At 38.4% G+C, this 17,561-nt stretch carries 12 protein-coding genes; 11 read left to right on the top strand and 1 reads right to left on the bottom strand.

Annotated features, from left to right (window positions below):
* Positions 1 to 25: 25 nt before the first annotated feature.
* The 7 genes from gltB to J7E66_RS09040 all read left to right on the top strand — a co-directional run bounded on the left by gltB (position 26) and on the right by J7E66_RS09040 (position 12,506).
* Positions 26 to 4,618 (top strand): glutamate synthase large subunit, encoded by a 4,593-nt coding sequence (gene gltB / locus J7E66_RS09070; RefSeq protein ID WP_214999406.1) that lies wholly within the window; start codon positions 26 to 28, stop codon positions 4,616 to 4,618.
* Positions 4,619 to 4,621: 3 nt separating this feature from the next.
* Positions 4,622 to 6,106 (top strand): glutamate synthase subunit beta, encoded by a 1,485-nt coding sequence (locus J7E66_RS09065; RefSeq protein WP_214999372.1) that lies wholly within the window; start codon positions 4,622 to 4,624, stop codon positions 6,104 to 6,106.
* Between the two features lie 672 nt (positions 6,107 to 6,778).
* Positions 6,779 to 9,193, top strand: coding sequence for a nitrite reductase large subunit NirB (nirB, locus tag J7E66_RS09060; protein WP_214999371.1), 2,415 nt, complete (start codon positions 6,779 to 6,781; stop codon positions 9,191 to 9,193).
* A gap of 36 nt (positions 9,194 to 9,229) precedes the next feature.
* Positions 9,230 to 9,562, top strand: coding sequence for a nitrite reductase small subunit NirD (nirD, locus tag J7E66_RS09055; RefSeq protein WP_214999369.1), 333 nt, complete (start codon positions 9,230 to 9,232; stop codon positions 9,560 to 9,562).
* 57 nt (positions 9,563 to 9,619) lie between these two features.
* On the top strand, positions 9,620 to 10,459 hold the full coding sequence (locus tag J7E66_RS09050) for a formate/nitrite transporter family protein (RefSeq protein ID WP_214999367.1): 840 nt from the start codon (positions 9,620 to 9,622) through the stop codon (positions 10,457 to 10,459).
* 207 nt (positions 10,460 to 10,666) lie between these two features.
* Positions 10,667 to 11,041, top strand: a complete 375-nt coding sequence (locus J7E66_RS09045; protein WP_214999365.1) for a FixH family protein — start codon at positions 10,667 to 10,669, stop codon at positions 11,039 to 11,041.
* A gap of 223 nt (positions 11,042 to 11,264) precedes the next feature.
* Positions 11,265 to 12,506 carry a Bcr/CflA family multidrug efflux MFS transporter gene (locus tag J7E66_RS09040; RefSeq protein ID WP_251032844.1) on the top strand — a complete coding sequence of 414 codons (1,242 nt, stop codon included), beginning with the start codon at positions 11,265 to 11,267 and terminating at the stop codon, positions 12,504 to 12,506.
* A 127-nt stretch (positions 12,507 to 12,633) separates the two neighbouring features.
* Here the strand turns inward: J7E66_RS09040 and J7E66_RS09035 are convergent, their stop codons facing one another.
* Positions 12,634 to 12,807, bottom strand: a complete 174-nt coding sequence (locus J7E66_RS09035) for a hypothetical protein (protein WP_214999361.1) — start codon at positions 12,805 to 12,807, stop codon at positions 12,634 to 12,636.
* Positions 12,808 to 13,499: 692 nt separating this feature from the next.
* Between J7E66_RS09035 and J7E66_RS09030 the strand changes: the two genes are divergently transcribed.
* The 4 genes from J7E66_RS09030 to J7E66_RS09015 all read left to right on the top strand — a co-directional run bounded on the left by J7E66_RS09030 (position 13,500) and on the right by J7E66_RS09015 (position 16,799).
* Complete coding sequence (locus tag J7E66_RS09030) at positions 13,500 to 13,856, top strand: DUF7878 domain-containing protein (RefSeq protein WP_214999359.1); 357 nt, start codon at positions 13,500 to 13,502, stop codon at positions 13,854 to 13,856.
* 31 nt (positions 13,857 to 13,887) lie between these two features.
* Positions 13,888 to 14,718, top strand: a complete 831-nt coding sequence (locus J7E66_RS09025; RefSeq protein ID WP_214999357.1) for an alpha/beta hydrolase — start codon at positions 13,888 to 13,890, stop codon at positions 14,716 to 14,718.
* Between the two features lie 156 nt (positions 14,719 to 14,874).
* A complete protein-coding gene (locus J7E66_RS09020) occupies positions 14,875 to 16,071 on the top strand; it encodes an ATP-grasp domain-containing protein (RefSeq protein WP_214999355.1) in 1,197 nt (398 codons plus the stop codon).
* Complete coding sequence (locus tag J7E66_RS09015) at positions 16,062 to 16,799, top strand: esterase family protein (protein WP_214999354.1); 738 nt, start codon at positions 16,062 to 16,064, stop codon at positions 16,797 to 16,799. Before J7E66_RS09020 ends, J7E66_RS09015 begins: the two co-directional genes overlap by 10 nt.
* Positions 16,800 to 17,561: the final 762 nt, after the last annotated feature.

Raw genomic sequence — 17,561 nt, 5'->3', positions numbered from 1 at the left:
AATTTCAGTAAGAAGGGATGTTGTCATGAAAAAGCTTGGTTATCCGAGTGCACAAGGTTTATATCTGCCTGAATATGAACATGAAGCTTGTGGAATCGGAATGGTCGCTAATATAAATGGAAAAAAGTCACACGACATCGTGGAACATGCGATAACGATTTTATGTAATTTAGAACACAGGGGCGGACAATCTGCAGACATTAGCACGGGTGACGGCGCTGGTATTCTGACTCAAATTCCACATTCTTTTTTTGAAAAACAATGTGAAAAAGAAAATATTGAACTCCCTGAAGAAGGGAGGTATGGGATTGGTATGGTCTTTTTACCGCAAGACCCAGAGATTAGAAAAAGGGTCCAAAAATTAGTTAAAAACGTCATTGAAGAGGAAGGACAGACTTTTCTAGGCTGGAGGACCGTACCAGTGAATGATTCTTATGTCGGTGACCTTGCCAAAAAATCAAAACCGTTTATTCGTCAAATGTTTATAGCTCCTTCAGGCGACCTTAAAGATAAAAGTGATTTCGAAAGAAAATTATATGTGATCCGAAAACGATTAGAAAACGAAGTTTCCCCTTCTGATCTTGAACATCAAGAAGGTCTATACGTTTGTAGTTTATCATCAAGAACCATTGTGTATAAAGGCATGTTAATTCCAGAACAACTCGATTCCTTTTATATTGATTTGAATCACCGAGACTTTAAGTCGGCATTAGCCCTTGTTCATTCGCGATTTAGTACCAATACATTTCCAAGTTGGGAAAGGTCCCATCCCAATCGATTTACCATCCATAATGGAGAATTTAATACCATTAAAGGAAACGTTAAATGGATGCAGGCTAGAGAAGCCCTCTGTGAATCTGAATTGTTTCGAGATAACGATTATCAAAAGCTATTTCCGGTCATTGATACAGATGGCAGCGATTCTTCGATGTTTGATAATTGTTTTGAATTTCTTCATCTTTCTGGACGTTCACTAGCTCATACGGCCATGATGATGATTCCCGAGCCATGGGCAAATGACGTCACAATGGATGATGAAAAGAAAGCATTCTATGAATTTCATAGCTGTTTAATGGAACCATGGGATGGGCCTGCGGCCATCGTATTTACAGATGGGAAACAAATAGGAGCATGTCTTGACCGAAATGGGCTGCGGCCTGCCCGGTATTATGTAACAAAAGACGGGATGATTGTTTTGGGTTCCGAAGTAGGTGCCTTAGATATTTTTGTTGACGATATTGAGTATAAAGGCAGACTTCACCCTGGAAAAATGCTTCTTGTTGATTTAGAAAAGGGCAAAATTATTCCGGATGAAGAAATTAAAGCGGAAATCGCGTCTGAACAACCATATAAAGATTGGTTGGCTAAGCATCTAGTTCGTATAGATGACCTGCCTGAAACGAGCAATCATAAAAACGTTTTTACTATGGATGACCGAATAAAACAACAACTTGCCTTTGGGTATACAAACGAAGAGCTAAATAAAGTATTGAAGCCTATGGTAACGGACGGGAAAGATCCGGTTGGTTCTATGGGGTATGATTCGCCGCTTGCGGTCTTATCTAAAAAACCACAGCTGCTTTATAACTATTTCAAACAGCTGTTTGCGCAAGTAACAAATCCGCCAATTGATGCAATTCGGGAGGAAATCATTACTTCCGTTGTCACAACAATTGGACCGGAAAGAAACCTTATCAAACCTGAGCCTGAGAGCTGTAAACAAATTCAAATTCACACCCCTATTTTGACAAATAGTCAGCTGTGCAAGCTGTATAAATCTAGTTTTAAGAGCGAAACTCTATCGATCAATTTTTCTGTTGATGCTCCTCCTCATTTTGAACAGATTTTAGACGATTTATTTTCAAAGGCTGACAACGCGATTGACAATGGGGCTTCCTTACTCGTTTTATCTGATCGCGGAGTCAATGTCGAATATGCAGCTTTACCGGCCTTACTCGCCGTTTCTGGCTTACATCATCACCTGATCCGAAAAGGGACACGTGCCAAGGTAAGTATCATCCTTGAATCAGCAGAACCTAGAGAGGTCCATCATTTCGCAGCATTACTTGGTTTTGGGGCAGAAGCGATTCATCCGTATTTAGCATTTGAATCCCTGCGAGGTTTGATTGAAATCGATGATATACGTGAAATGCAGGTTGAGGATGCGATTGATGTTTACATAAAGGCATCGACAGACGGAATCGTTAAAGTGCTATCGAAAATGGGGATTTCAACCATTCAGAGTTATCGTGGTGCACAAATCTTTGAGGCAATCGGAATTGACAAGGACGTTATTGATAAATACTTTACTCGAACTGCCACGCGAATAGGCGGAATCGGGTTAGATATTATTGCCGAAGAAGTGATGATGAGGCATAAAAGAGCCTTTGATGAGTCAAGAGGTGAGAAGAGGACATTGGAAACAGGTGATGATTTTCAGTGGCGCCACGACGGGGAAGATCATCAATACAATCCTCGGACGATTCACCTTTTGCAACAAGCTTGCCGAACAAATAATTACAAGCTGTTTAAAGAGTATTCATCCTTACTGACAGATCCGAAGCATAATCTTCAATCGATTCGAGGCATGCTATCGTTTAAAAAACGTGAAGCAATACCGCTGGACGAAGTGGAGTCCATTGAAGAAATTTGTAAACGGTTTAAAACGGGAGCGATGTCTTACGGCTCGATCAGTAGTGAAGCCCACGAAGCGCTTGCCATTGCAATGAACAAAATTGGTGCCAAAAGTAACTCTGGAGAAGGGGGAGAAGACCCTAACAGATTTACACCTGATCCAAATGGCGATTTACGTCGTAGTGCGATTAAACAAGTTGCTTCTGGTCGATTCGGTGTGAATAGTCATTATCTTGTAAACGCCGATGAGATCCAAATTAAGGTGGCCCAAGGTGCTAAACCAGGAGAAGGGGGGCATCTTCCGGGAAAAAAAGTATATCCATGGATTGCAGAGGTTAGAGGTTCTACACCAGGTGTAGATTTGATTTCACCGCCGCCGCACCATGATATTTATTCCATTGAAGATTTAGCAGAATTAATTCATAACTTAAAAAATGCAAATCCTTCCGCGAGAGTGAGTGTCAAGCTTGTATCAGAAGTAGGTGTAGGAACCATTGCTGCTGGAGTCGCTAAAGGGAGAGCAGATCTTGTTCTTATTAGCGGATATGACGGCGGAACCGGGGCAGCACCAAGGACAAGTTTGAAACATGCTGGGTTACCCTGGGAAATAGGGCTGGCAGAGACACATCAAACCTTGCTCTTAAATCGTTTGCGTGACCGAATCGTTGTGGAAACAGATGGAAAAATGATGACAGGCCGGGATGTTGTCATTGCTTCCTTACTTGGTGCGGAGGAATACGGATTTTCAACCGCACCGTTAGTCGTACTAGGATGTATTTTAATGCGAGTATGTCATCTTGATACATGTCCAGTAGGGGTAGCCACTCAAAACCCGGAACTGCGAAAAAAGTTTACGGGTGAACCTGAGCATGTTGCAAACTTTATGAGATTCATTGCGATGGAAGTGAGAGAACTCATGGCAGAACTTGGGTTCCGGACCATAAATGAAATGATCGGAAGGACAGATGTTTTAGAGACGAATAAAGCCATTACCCATTGGAAAACCAAAGGGATTGACTTATCAGCCCTTCTTTATCAGCCTGAAGTGCCTAAACATGTTAGTCGTTATGCAACGGTTGAACAGGTTCACGGACTCGATAAAACATTAGACAAACAAGAATTAATCCCGTTATGTAAAGAAGCGCTTGAAAACCAAGAACCAATAGAGGCGACTTTATCGATACGGAACATTAACCGAGTGGCAGGAACCATGTTAGGCAGTGAAATTACGAAACGGTATGGTGCCAAGGGGTTACCTGATGACACCATTCGCCTTACTTTTACAGGCTCTGCCGGTCAAAGCTTTGGTGCCTTTATTCCACCTGGATTAACGATGAGACTAGTGGGAGATGCCAATGATTTTATCGGAAAGGGATTATCAGGAGGAAAAATTATTGTTCGGCCTTCACGAAAGGCTACTTTTGTCTGGGAAAACAATATCATCGTCGGAAACGTATCATTTTACGGGGCAACTGCAGGCGAAGCCTATATCAGCGGAATTGCTGGAGAGCGCTTTTGTGTGAGGAACAGTGGTGCAAATGTGGTTGTAGAAGGTGTTGGTGACCATGGTTGTGAATACATGACAGGTGGAAAAGTCATTGTATTAGGAACAACCGGGAAAAACTTCGCAGCGGGTATGTCAGGTGGAGTTGCCTATGTATTGGATGTAACAAAGGATTTCCGTGTGAAATGTAATCAAGAACAAGTGTATCTTGATTCGGTCCAAGATGAGACAGAACTCCAAACAGTCCTTCAATTAATCGAAAACCATGTTCGTTACACGCATAGTCCATATGGGAAGAGAGTGTTAGATAGCTGGGCAGATATGAGTAAGAAATTTGTACGAGTGATTCCGAAAGATTATTTAGAGATGCAAGAGCGAATTAAAACCTTGCGAAAAGGCGGGTTGAGTGAACCTCAAGCAGCACTCCTGGCATTTGAGGAAAGCAAACAAGCGGTGAATTCGATGAAAGATGGAGGGTGAACGATGGGAAAACCAACTGGTTTTATGGATTACGAACGACAACCAAGGCCCGAACGTGACCCTGTAACACGAACGGATGATTGGGACATTTATACGTTACCTCTTCAAGAAAATGAATTAAAACAACAAGGTGCTCGTTGCATGGATTGTGGGATTCCCACTTGTCATACAGGAACGATCATAAACGGGATGACTTCTGGTTGTCCCGTCCATCACTTGATCCCGGAGTGGAATGATTTAGTTCTTCAAGGCCAATGGGAAGAAGCCCTAAAACGAGAACATAAAATGAATAACTTTCCTGAATTTACAGGATTGGCTTGTCCGGCTCCGTGCGAAGGAGCTTGCGTACTTGGAATTAATGAACCACCGGTTGCCATCCGGTCAATCGAGTTAGAAATTATTAGTAAAGGCTTTAAGGAAGGGTGGGTGAAACCGGAGCCACCAGAAACCAGAACGGATAAAAAGGTGGCCGTTGTTGGCTCTGGTCCAGCAGGTTTGGCTTGTGCTGCCCAGCTTAATAAAGCAGGACACCAAGTGACTGTTTTTGAACGTCATGATCGTGTTGGGGGTCTTTTAACGTATGGGATACCTGAAATGAAGCTTCCTTATTCTGTGGTTGAGCGGAGAGTCAATCTGCTTAAGGCAGAGGGGATTACGTTTATGACAAATACAGAGGTGGGCAAGGATTACCCAATTTCTGTGTTACAATCAGAATTTGATGCGATCGTTCTTTGTGGTGGTGCAACAAAGCACCGAGATATAAACGTAGAAGGGAGAGAGTTAAAAGGCATCCATTACGCAATGGATTTTCTTCATGCGAATACAAAAAGTCTATTAGATTCTAATCTTGAGAACGGTGATTATATATCCGCAAAAGATAAAGATGTAGTTGTCATTGGCGGCGGGGATACAGGTGTAGATTGTTTGGCTACTGCTGTCAGACATAAATGCAAAAGCTTAACACAGTTTGATATTTATCAGAAAAAGGGTGAAGTTCGGGCTGATGATAATCCATGGCCGCAATGGCCGGTCATTCATCGGGTTGAATATGGTCAAAAAGAAGCAGCGGCTGTCTTTGGAGAGGATCCCCGCGCCTATGCCGTGATGACGAAAAAGTTTGTAGGCGATGAAAACGGTCATGTCAAAGAGGTTCACACCATTAACGTTGAAACGACAACCGATGAAAATGGTCAGCGAATTCGAAAAGAGATTCCAGGTACAGAAAAAATCTGGCCTGCTCAGTTAGTCTTACTAGCGATCGGATTTAGTGGTCCAGAGCCAAGCTTCCTTCAAAAAATGAATGTCGAAACAGATGAACGAACAAATGTAATGGCTGAGTATGGAAACTATAAAACAAATATCGAAGGAGTTTATGCAGCGGGTGATATGCGTCGAGGTCAAAGTCTAATTGTCTGGGCCATAAATGAAGGTAGAGAGGCTGCAAGGGAATGTGACAGATATTTAATGGGTGAAACTAATTTACCTTAGAACCATCCATCAAATTAGATATAAAATGTCTGATAACAGTATCCAGGGAAGGGTAATAAACAATCTCATTTATTTTAAGCAACTACTGAGGATTGAACTCTGTATTGTACAGGGCTCAATCCTTTTCGTTCTAAAGTAAACATCTATGTATGTTTTCAGTTTAATCATTGTTCTTTTTACTTAAAGGTTAAACTAAGACCAACCGATATTGTTTTTTTTAGAAAACATGACTCTCCCAATCAGTATTAAGAAAGAAAATAGATTCATATTTTTATGCTTTTTCATAATGCATCCTCCTTATTTTGCAACGCCCGTTTGTTTTTCTATTTTGATCATAACACTGCACATTCGTTTTTTCGCGTTTTATGTAAGGAGTTCTAACATGGTATTTACCATGTTTTAGAATCAATCATTTTTAAAATTTTTTTTATTTTTTTAAACCTTTATAAATCAATTGATAAAGCGTTTGCAACATGTTTGTAATGTGAGAGCAGTAAAAAAATTTGGAAATTAAGTATTTTATTTAACATTTTCATGTGATAAAATCTGACACAGATTAAAAAATAGAATTTTTTAATATTTTTGCGCAATTCTAAAATTGAATATTTCAGTAACTTTCCAATGAAGTTCACTGATTTTTCATTTTAACCAAAACTTTGAGGGGGATTTTACATGAAGAAAACGAAGTTGGTGCTCGTTGGTAATGGAATGGCAGGTGTAAAAACAATTGAGGAGATCTTGAAAATCTCAAAAGAGCATTTTGAAATTACTATTATCGGAAAAGAACCTTATCCGAACTACAATCGAATTCTGTTATCAAAAGTACTGCAAGGAGACACGGAGGTAAGGGACATTACCTTAAATGATTGGGAATGGTATAAAGAAAATTCGATTACTTTACATACGGGAGAAACAGTTATAAAGGTGGATCCCCTTCAAAAAATAGTAACCACTGATTCAGGCAGAACTGAGCCATATGATGAATTAATATTAGCTACAGGGTCCTTGCCATTTATCCTTCCTATACCAGGAGCAGATAAAAAAGGAGTGACAACCTTCCGGGATATTAAAGATACGGACGAAATGGTTGAAGCTTCAAAAAAATACAAAAAGGCTGCCGTCATTGGCGGAGGATTACTAGGATTAGAAGCAGCGAGAGGATTATTGAATTTAGGGATGGATGTGTCTGTTATTCATCTCCCATCCTACTTAATGGAGCGTCAGCTGGATCCAACCGCTGCTAATCTATTAAAAGAGGAATTAGAAAATCAAGGGATGAAATTTTTATTAGATAAGAATACGGAAGCGATCATTGGTGGAGAACGCGTAGAGGGTGTTACCTTTAAAGATGGTACACAAATTGAGGCAGATCTAGTCGTCATGTCAGTAGGAATTAAGCCAAACATTGCTCTTGCAAAAGAAACTGGTGTTACCGTTAATAGAGGAATTGTAGTCAATGATTATTTACAAACGGACATTCCTCATATTTATGCAGTGGGGGAGTGTGCTGAACATAACGGTATTCCATACGGACTTGTCGCCCCATTGTATGAACAAGGAAAAGTGTTGGCTAAACATATTTGCGGTGTAGATACAGAGCCTTATAAAGGTTCGATTTTGTCCACTCAATTGAAGGTGTCAGGTGTCGAAGTATTTTCAGCAGGCGATTTTATAGAAGGCGAAGATAAAAAAGCATTAAAGGTCTTTGATGAACAGGATGGGATCTATAAGAAAATTGTCCTTCGCGGCAATCAAATTGTTGGAGCTGTATTATTCGGTGACAGCAGCGAAGGGAACCGGCTGTTTTCAATGATTAATAAACAGGCAGACATTTCGGATACAGCTAAAATATCGATTCTGCAGCCTATGGGTCAACAGGCTGGGGAAAGTTTAGTCGCTAGTATGTCCGCAGATGAAATCATTTGTGGATGTAATGGCGTCTCAAAAGGGACCATTGTTCAGGCCATTTTAGAACAAGGCTGTACGACCGTAGATGGGATAAAGGCTTGTACAAGTGCATCACGCTCTTGTGGAGGATGTAAACCATTGGTTGCGGATGTCCTTCAGCTTACTCTGGGATCCGAATTTAATGCCTCTGCACAAAAAGAAGCGATTTGTGGCTGTACAACCTTATCAAGAGACGAAGTAGTTGAAGCCATTAAAGTAAAAGGCTTAACACATGTTAAAGAGGTGATGAATGTTCTTGAATGGGAAACGGAAGAAGGCTGTTCAAAATGCCGCCCAGCCCTTAACTACTATTTAGGGATGGTCCATCCAACAGAATATCAAGATGAAAGAGAATCACGTTTTGTCAATGAGCGTATGCATGCCAATATTCAAAAGGATGGAACGTATTCCGTTGTACCTAGAATGTATGGCGGAGTGACAAATGCAAACGATCTGCGCCGGATTGCTGATGTCGTTGATAAATATGAGATTCCATTAGTAAAAGTAACAGGCGGACAGCGTATCGACCTTTTTGGTGTGAAAAAAGATGATTTGCCGAAGGTATGGGAAGATTTAGATATGAATTCAGGATATGCCTATGGTAAATCACTTCGTACCGTTAAAACATGTGTTGGTGAGCAATTCTGCCGCTTTGGAACACAGGATTCCATGGGATTAGGCATTCGCCTTGAAAAGAAATTTGAAGGATTGCAAACTCCTCATAAAGTAAAAATGGCAGTCTCAGCATGCCCTAGAAGCTGTGCTGAATCTGGTTTTAAAGATATTGGTTTTATCGGTATTGATGGCGGCTGGGAAATCTATGTTGGCGGAAACGGCGGTACTCACGTACGTGGAGGAGATTTACTTTACAAAGTAAAAACAGATGATGAAGCAATGGAAATTACAGGTGCTTATCTTCAATATTATCGTGAAACGGCAAATTATTTAGAACGTACATCCGCTTGGATTGAACGAGTTGACTTAAAACATGTCAAAGAAGTACTTGATGATGAAAACAAGCGCAAGGAGTTAAACTCACGTATGGATGAAACATTGTCTGTATATAGAGATCCTTGGAAAGAGATTATTGAGAATCAAAAGACAACGAAGGAACTGTTTGAAACCGTGGGAATGTCTTAATTTTTTTAAATGCCAAAATATTTCGTTGAGGAGGAAATGGATATGCAGAAGACAAAAATAAAGGTATGTGTTGGTCTAATCTCAGAATTACCGGAGCGCGTGGGAAAAACGGTTCGGCTGGAAGAGGGTACAGAAGTTGCGGTATTTAAGCTGTCGAGCGGAAAGATAAAGGCTGTTGAAAATAAATGCCCTCATAAAGCTGGGGTCTTAAGTGAAGGGATTGTTAGTGGGGAGCATGTTTTTTGTCCCATGCATGATTGGAAAATTTGTTTGGAGGACGGTCAGGTGCAAGCACCAGACCATGGATGTGTCAAAACCTATCAAACATTAGTGGAAAATAAAATGGTCTATTTAATATTAGAGGAATAACTTGTTGTCTATTCAAAAAGCTATGAAAGCTGAATCCTACGGAAGGAAGTGGTAGTAATGGATTATGTTATTCCAAGTAAAGTTTTAGAAAGTATGATTGATGCGGGTGCAAAGAAAGCAAAGTTATCTATTTCACAATTACTAATGCGTGGATTTTTAGGAGCAGCATTGTTAGGTTTTGCTACAACTTTAGCCTTTTTATTCGAACTTCAAACGAACATTGGGATGTTGGGAGCTATTATATTTCCTGTCGGCTTTGTTATGATCATTCTGTTAGGTTTTGAGCTGGTCACTGGGAATTTTGCCCTTATACCTGTAGCAGTCTTAGTGAAAAAAGCTACCGTCCGAGAAATGCTTTATAACTGGTTTTGGGTAATTGTTGGGCATCTAATTGGAGGAATTGTCTATGCGGCATTGTGTTATGTTGCGTTCACAAATGATGGTCAAACGTTTGAACATCCGTTAGTGCAAAAGATTATCAAAGTAGCTGAAGCTAAAACATTAGCATATGAAGCGATGGGAACTAATGGAATACTGGTTGTCTTTGTAAAGGCGATGCTTTGTAACTGGATGGTAACAATGGGGGCAATTATGGCTATGACGACGACAAGTACGCTTGGAAAAATTATCGCCATGTGGTTACCGATTACAACCTTCTTTGGTCAAGGGTTTGAGCATGCTGTTGTTAATATGTTTGTCATCCCAGCTGGTATGATGTTTGGTGCGGATGTTAGTTTAACAGATTGGTGGTTTTGGAACCAAATTCCTGTATTAGTTGGCAACTTAGCAAGTGGATTTATCTTTACTGGACTATCCATGTATTTGATTTATAAAAAAGATATTACAAAAGAAAAAGTATCTACATTTTCTAGTAATTTAAAGAGAGTTTCTTCCTAACTGTAGGTTTAAAATAAAAACAACTGATTATAAGAGGGTGCCCTAAAAATTATTTTAGGCACTTTCTTTTTGTGAAACAAGAAAATCGCTAACGAGGCAGGTTAGTGAATTAAATATTTGTATCTGTCATGGTTTTGGATGATAATCTTAAATGGTGAGTACTTCATTTAATTTCAACAAGATAATACTAAAGAAAGGAAGGGAGTAATGAACAAATATACGAGTTTAATTATTAGCCTCATTTTAATTCTGATAACAGGCTGCAGTTCAAATAATTTTGAGATCAAGTTAGTTACACCCAAATCATTTACACCAGATCAATCTACTCCTATTCAAATAAAGATTTTAGATCGAGAAGGTAAACCAGTAAAAGGTGCGAAGGTTAGCGCAGATTTGGATATGCAAGGGATGAGTCATGGAGATATTTCTATGAAAATGCAGGAAACAGGAAATGGTGTATATGTTGGACAAGCTACATTTGAAATGGAAGGCGATTATACGGCTACCATTAAAATAGATGACAACGGAGAAAAATGGATGGGGGAAAAAAGATTTTCGATTGTTTACAATCATGCACAATAGTGTTGGTAACAGGATTTTTTATTGTATACAAAAAAGGGGGGACGGAGCAGAAAAACCGTCCCTCTGTTTCTTTTTCACCTATGCTCGAAAAATGAAATCGTTTCCATATAATTTAATTGTTTACCCCTGAGCAAGGCTCAGGTTATAATAAAATTTATTATTTTGGTTTTCGAAATAAATGGAACGAGCAAAAAATACTTCTTTTATAGAAAGGCGATGGACATTGAATAAACCTAGTGGAAAAAAACGAATACAGCTTGCAATACTTCTTGGATCACTTGGATTGTTAGGACCCTTTACAATCGATACGTATTTACCGTCTTTTCCAACGATTGTAAAAGATTTTGATACGACGGCTTCACTTGTACAGATCAGTTTAACCTCCTGTTTATTAGGCTTGGGATTGGGGCAATTGGTTATTGGCCCTTTAAGTGATGTGAAAGGCCGCCGACAACCCTTGCTCATCTTTATTACCTTATACCTACTTGCTTCTATAACATGCGCGTTGGCGCCGAATATCTATTTCCTTATCATTGCTCGGTTAGTCCAGGGCTTTGCTGCTGCCGGCGGACTTGTGATCTCTAGAGCGATTGTTCGAGACCTCTTTAGTGGGAGGGAACTGACCAAGTTCTTTACGATGATGGTGTTAGTGGGTAACCTCGGGCCGATCGTTGCACCGATTGCTGGAGGGGGGATTCTGGCTTTTACCAATTGGCATGGTGTTTTTATTGCATTGGCTTGTGTAGGTGCGGTGCTGCTCTTCACGGTTGCTTTAAAATTAGAAGAAACGCTGCCAACAGAAAACCGTGTTCCAAGCAATTTACCACAAATCATGAACAACTTCGGTTCTTTATTCAGAGATCGAACGTTCATGGGGTACGCACTGACTCAAGGATTTACTGTTGCAGGAATCTTTGCCTATGTATCTGGGATTCCATTTGTCTATCAGAATATTTATGAAGTCACCCCGCAGCAATTTAGTTTATTATTTGGGACCAATGGATTAGCTTTAATTATTGGAAGTCAGTTGGTCGGCCGCTTGGCAGACACTATTTCGGAGCGGACTTTCTTAAAAATAGGTTTAGCCCTCGCTAATATAGCGGGTGCCGGTTTACTCATCGCTCTACTATTAAACGCACCACTTTTGGCAGTTGCGATTCCGATTTTCTTTTTTGTATCTTCCATCAGTATTATTGGAACCACGTCTTTTACTTTAGCGATTGAAAACCAAGGACATATTGCGGGTAGTGCCTCTGCATTATTAGGTTTATTGCCATTTGTACTTGGGTCATTAAGTGCTCCACTTGTGGGAATAGCAGGGGCGTATACAGGCGTTCCTATGGGCGTCATCATCTTTTGCTCAAGTTTTCTGGCTTTCCTTTCCTATTTTGTATTGGTACGAAAAGCAACGCTAGGGATACAACTATCCAATGACCAGTGCTCAGTAAAGAAACCTAGTATCTAAAAATATAAATTTAAAGGAGAACACATTTCGTTAACCAGCAAATGTGTTCTCCTTTATTTATCTACTATTAATTTAAATAAGAACATATAGTTTAGGATTTTTCCTTTCAATATATTTTTATTTAAGGTTAATCCGTATATCTAACACCTTTTAAGATCATATTGACCTTTAATTTCGTATCTTGGACAATATTTTTTCGAAATTCCTTTGCCTTTTTGAAGGCATCCATCATTCCTGATGCTAAAATCTTAATTTCTTTAGTATCCACTGGTTCTTCTAGTAGAAAAATATATTCTTTCATGCTGTTTCACCTCCCAAGTTGTAATTTTAATATAATTATATACGATTTTGTAAGCGATTACTAGATATTTTTGTGAACGTTTTCACTTATTTAAAGCTGTTCTTATTGAACAAACGGGCAGCTTTCCTATAATGAAGAAATTATCAGTCGCTTTTTCATTTTGTTCCCAAAATTATCCTTTAATACACCATTATTCCAATCCTCAAATGAATATTAAAACAAAGTACCACCTAATTTTAAGAAAATGAGAGATTTTCCTTTCTTTATAGAGGGAAGGTTGCATTAAGTTAATCGAAAAGCAACCAAAGATAGCGAATGTATAATTATTTAATGTGTTGAATAAATATTCGTTATATGTTAATATAATAATAGTTTAAATTCTTCTGAGTTTAGACCTCCTAAAATGGACTTAGCCTAGACCACTAAGTTCAACTTTGACCTTTGATTTTATAGATCAAAGGTATTTTTTTGTTTGGATATAGTTGTAAATTGTCACTCATTCTACATAATTGTTGATTTAAATTGAATATAGTTGTGAAATTTTGTACTTAAACTAACGAAGCAGGTTAGTGGAAGAAGGAATCGTGATTTTAATGTAGAATATTTCTCTGAGGAGTGATTCTATGGATATAAGATTTTCGTTTGTTTTAGACACAGATGTACCAACTGGACCAGAATATTATGAATCTTAAATGAATGGTTATATAACAGGTAATTTAAATATTTATATAGATGAAAAATTATTTTTCGAAGAACCATTTACCAACCTAGCAGAACTAGGTGGGAAACTGGGCAAATGGTTACAAAAGATTCGTAGTGGTGTTAGAGAGAATATGGACTTTGATACCATTGACCATGACGAGGCTATAATTAACTTTCTATATGAGGGTGAAGATAATTGGAGAATTTATTCAATTTGGCAAGAGTTTGAAACAGACAAATACATTTCCACAACTGTATTAGTAGAAGCTGTAACACATTATCTTCACGAATTGAATAAGGAACTTCACTCAATTGATTACTTTGTTACTCTGGATAAGTACCTTTAGTAAGTAATATCAAAGGAGTGAGGAAGGTAAAATGAATGAATCCTATTTTTATTTAAAACTAGAAACACATCATTTACATATGTCTTATAAAAATGAAAAACGTCGCGTGCGTGTTTTATTGCCGAAAAGTTATGATAAAGATGAGGCTAAAAATTATCCAGTTGTCTATATGCATGATGGACAAAATGTATTCTACAGTAGTGAAGCTTATAGCGGGTATTCATGGAAAGTTATTACGGCAATTAAACAAAACCCCGATTTTCCGAAGATGATTGTTGTTGGGATAGATAACGCTGAACAAGGTCGAATTAATGAATATACGCCTTGGAAAATTACTGAAAGCCCACTTCCTGAAGATATTGAACTAGGCGGAAGAGGCGCGGAGTTTGCTGAGTTTGTCATGACAGTCGTGAAGCCGTTTATCGATAAGCATTACCGAACTAAATCGGATAAATATCATACAGCGATGATTGGCAGTTCACTTGGAGGAAATATTTCGGCTTTTATGGGTATTGAATATAAAGATCAAATTGGTGGTTTAGGCATTTTTTCTTTAGCCAATTGGATTACAAGTAAAGCCTTTGACAGTTATATTGCTAGAAAAGAGTTGGATCCTGAACAACGCGTGTACATTCAAGTTGGGACTCAGGAAGGCGATGATGCCGATCGACAATTGATGTATGGTAATATGAAGCAGGCATATATCGATTGCTCGCTTAAGTATTATAAACAACTGATAAAAGGCTCTGTTCCGATTGATAGCATTCGTTTAAATATTTTTGCGGATGAAGAACATAATGAAAAATCTTGGGCAAAACACTTGCCAGAATGTTTACGTTTCTTAAGTGAGAAGTGGTCTTGAATAAACTGAATTATTATATTTGACTGAATTTGATCATGGGAGGAATCTATCACTTTTTTGAATATTTTTGGAGGTTTGTTTGATTATAAATTGAAATAATTGTACCTTAGTCGCGAAAATAATGAATTTTTTGATTTTGAGAAAGGAGCTTTTTTTATGAATTATATTTTGATATCACCATATTATCCAGGTAATTTTCAGTCATTTGCTCATCGTTTAAAAGACGCAGGTGTCAATGTTTTAGGAATTGGCGAAGAGCCATATGACCAATTAGGTTCCGAATTACAAAACTCTTTAACAGAATATTATCGTGTGAATAATTTAGAAGATGTAGATGAAGTGAAACGTGGTGTTGCATTTTTATTTTATAAACATGGTCCAATTGACCGCATTGAATCCAATAACGAATACTGGTTAGAACTTGATGCGCAGTTGCGTGAGCAATTTAACGTGTACGGCAATAAAACGAATGACTTGAAAAAAGTTAAGTATAAATCTGAAATGAAGAAGTTGTTTAAAAAAGCAGATGTGCCTGTTGTAGAAGGAAGAATCGTTAAAACTAAAAAGGAGTTATCTAATGCCATTGATGAATTAGGACTGCCAGTTATCGCTAAACCGGATAATGGAGTTGGATCAGCTGCAACCTTTAAATTAAGTTCAGAAGAGGCTGTACGTCATTTTGAAGAAGAATGGGGAGAAGCACAAGTGTACTTCTTAGAACCATATGTCGAAGGAGGCGTGCTTTGTACATTTGATGGTTTAGTGGATCAGAAAGGGGACATTGTTTTCCAAACAAGCTTTACATATAATGTGCCAACTTTGGAACTCGTTAATGGTCAGTTGGATTTAGCTTATGTGATTCAAAAAGAAATTGATCCAAAGCTCGAAACTTATGGAAAGGCGATTGTGAAAGCTTTTGCTATGAAAGAACGCTTTTTCCATATTGAGTTTTTTAAATTAGAAAATGGGGATTATGTTGCACTTGAATACAATAACCGCTTGGCTGGCGGCTACACGATTGATATGTACAATTTCGCGTACTCCATTGATTTATTTGCTCAGTATGCTTCTCTTGTGACAGGAGGAGAATTTAAGAAGTCCGATGCCAAAAACAAGTTTTGTGTCGGTGTAACACAGCGTGATGCGTATGAGTATAAACATGATACGAATGCTATTTATGAACGATTTGGCGACCGTGTGAAGTTTGAACAGCGCATGCCAGATGCGTTTGCGGAACTCCAAGGAAATCAATTTTATGCGATTAATGCAGATTCGCATGAAGAAGTGGATGACGTTATCCGTTTTGTACATGAACGAAAAAATTTAGGAAAGGAGATTTTTCTATGCATATAGAACAGTTAAACCATTGGAGTGGCGAATTAGGACGTGAAATGCTGTTAAACAGATATGGACACAGTGGCATGCCAATCGTAGTTTTTCCTTCATCTGGAGGGACGCATTCTGAATACTATGATTTTGGAATGATTGATGTGTGTCATGACTTTATTGAATCCGGAAAAGTTCAATTTTTTACATTGGCTAGTATAGATAGCGAAAGTTGGATGCACGACTCAAAACTGGCGCATGACCGTGCATTAGCTCATGAGGCATATGACCGTTATGTGATTTCAGAAGCTATTCCATTTATTAAACATAAAACAGGTTGGTTTGATCCAATGATGACAACGGGGTGTAGTATGGGGGCATATCATGCGTTGAACTTTTTCTTGAGACATCCGGATGTCTTCCAAACCACCGTTGCACTAAGTGGTGTTTACGATGTGCGTTTCTTTTTTGGGGATTACGGAAATGATCCGCTTGTATACGAAAATTCACCGAGTGATTACATATGGAATCAAAATGACGGCTGGTTTATTGATCGATATCGTTCAGCAGATATCATTATTTGTACCGGGCTGGGTGATTGGGAACAGGACGGGCTGCCTTCATACTATACATTAAAAGAAGCCTTTGAAGAAAAACAAATTCCAGCAGGGTTTGATGAGTGGGGCGAAGATGTTTCGCATGATTGGATTTGGTGGCGACGCCAAATGCCGTATTATTTAGGAAAATTACTTTAATAAAATGTCAAAAAAACATCAATACGTTTGAGTCGCTGGTGTTTTTTGACAGGGGATTTTTTGATTTTTAGGTAATCAATAATTGATGTCGTATTAAAAGTAGCAATAAAGTGGTAATAAACACTTAAATGTGGTGATAAAAAGGCAATAAAATAACAATATACTGTCGTCGTTAAAAGAAACCCATATAATATATTATAGACAATATTCTCACAAAACATATAAAACCATTTAATATTAAAATAGACACCCTCTGTGTCTATTCAGGAGACAAAAACCCCACTATTCATAAGTTCTTTGCTTTATTAATTTGAGTTATCTCTAAAGTTTATGATGCTTACATATTTTTCGGTCTAAGATCAAATCTAGGGCAATTGGGCTTTGAGTTACATTCCAAAACTCTACAAGCATTAGCTCACTTAAATATTAGGTTTGAAGTCCATTTTCTATCTTATGGTGAAGAAGAAAATTAAATAAACCTTATTTTTCTTCTTCAAATAATTGGTGCTTGAGTTAAAGATCGCAGCTGCCATTGTGGCAGCTTTCTTGTTTAACTAAAGGGCAGGTTAGCATTCCTGTAGATCGTTAAATATCAGGTTTGAAAAAAATAGAGCCCCTCAGTAAGATAGGAGTATAGAGACCAATCTAACTCAGAGTCTTAAGGAGGAAGCCCTAATATGAATTTTAAAATGCAAGACAAACAAAATCAACTAATAGAAAGAATTTCCGATACACATCTTATTGTTGGTGTTGATATTGCTC

The sequence above is a fragment of the Bacillus sp. ISL-7 genome (assembly GCF_018613065.1).
This window is presented reverse-complemented; position numbering and strand designations above follow the sequence as displayed.

Excerpts from the sequence above, each read along its gene's own strand:
- gltB (WP_214999406.1), top strand. The coding sequence starts at position 26 with ATGAAAAAGCTTGGTTATCCGAGTGCACAAGGTTTATATCTGCCTGAA.
- J7E66_RS09065 (WP_214999372.1), top strand. The coding sequence starts at position 4,622 with ATGGGAAAACCAACTGGTTTTATGGATTACGAACGACAACCAAGGCCC.
- nirB (WP_214999371.1), top strand. The coding sequence starts at position 6,779 with ATGAAGAAAACGAAGTTGGTGCTCGTTGGTAATGGAATGGCAGGTGTA.
- nirD (WP_214999369.1), top strand. The coding sequence starts at position 9,230 with ATGGATATGCAGAAGACAAAAATAAAGGTATGTGTTGGTCTAATCTCA.
- J7E66_RS09050 (WP_214999367.1), top strand. The coding sequence starts at position 9,620 with ATGGATTATGTTATTCCAAGTAAAGTTTTAGAAAGTATGATTGATGCG.
- J7E66_RS09045 (WP_214999365.1), top strand. The coding sequence starts at position 10,667 with ATGAACAAATATACGAGTTTAATTATTAGCCTCATTTTAATTCTGATA.
- J7E66_RS09035 (WP_214999361.1), bottom strand. The coding sequence starts at position 12,807 with ATGAAAGAATATATTTTTCTACTAGAAGAACCAGTGGATACTAAAGAA.
- J7E66_RS09030 (WP_214999359.1), top strand. The coding sequence starts at position 13,500 with ATGAATGGTTATATAACAGGTAATTTAAATATTTATATAGATGAAAAA.
- J7E66_RS09025 (WP_214999357.1), top strand. The coding sequence starts at position 13,888 with ATGAATGAATCCTATTTTTATTTAAAACTAGAAACACATCATTTACAT.
- J7E66_RS09020 (WP_214999355.1), top strand. The coding sequence starts at position 14,875 with ATGAATTATATTTTGATATCACCATATTATCCAGGTAATTTTCAGTCA.
- J7E66_RS09015 (WP_214999354.1), top strand. The coding sequence starts at position 16,062 with ATGCATATAGAACAGTTAAACCATTGGAGTGGCGAATTAGGACGTGAA.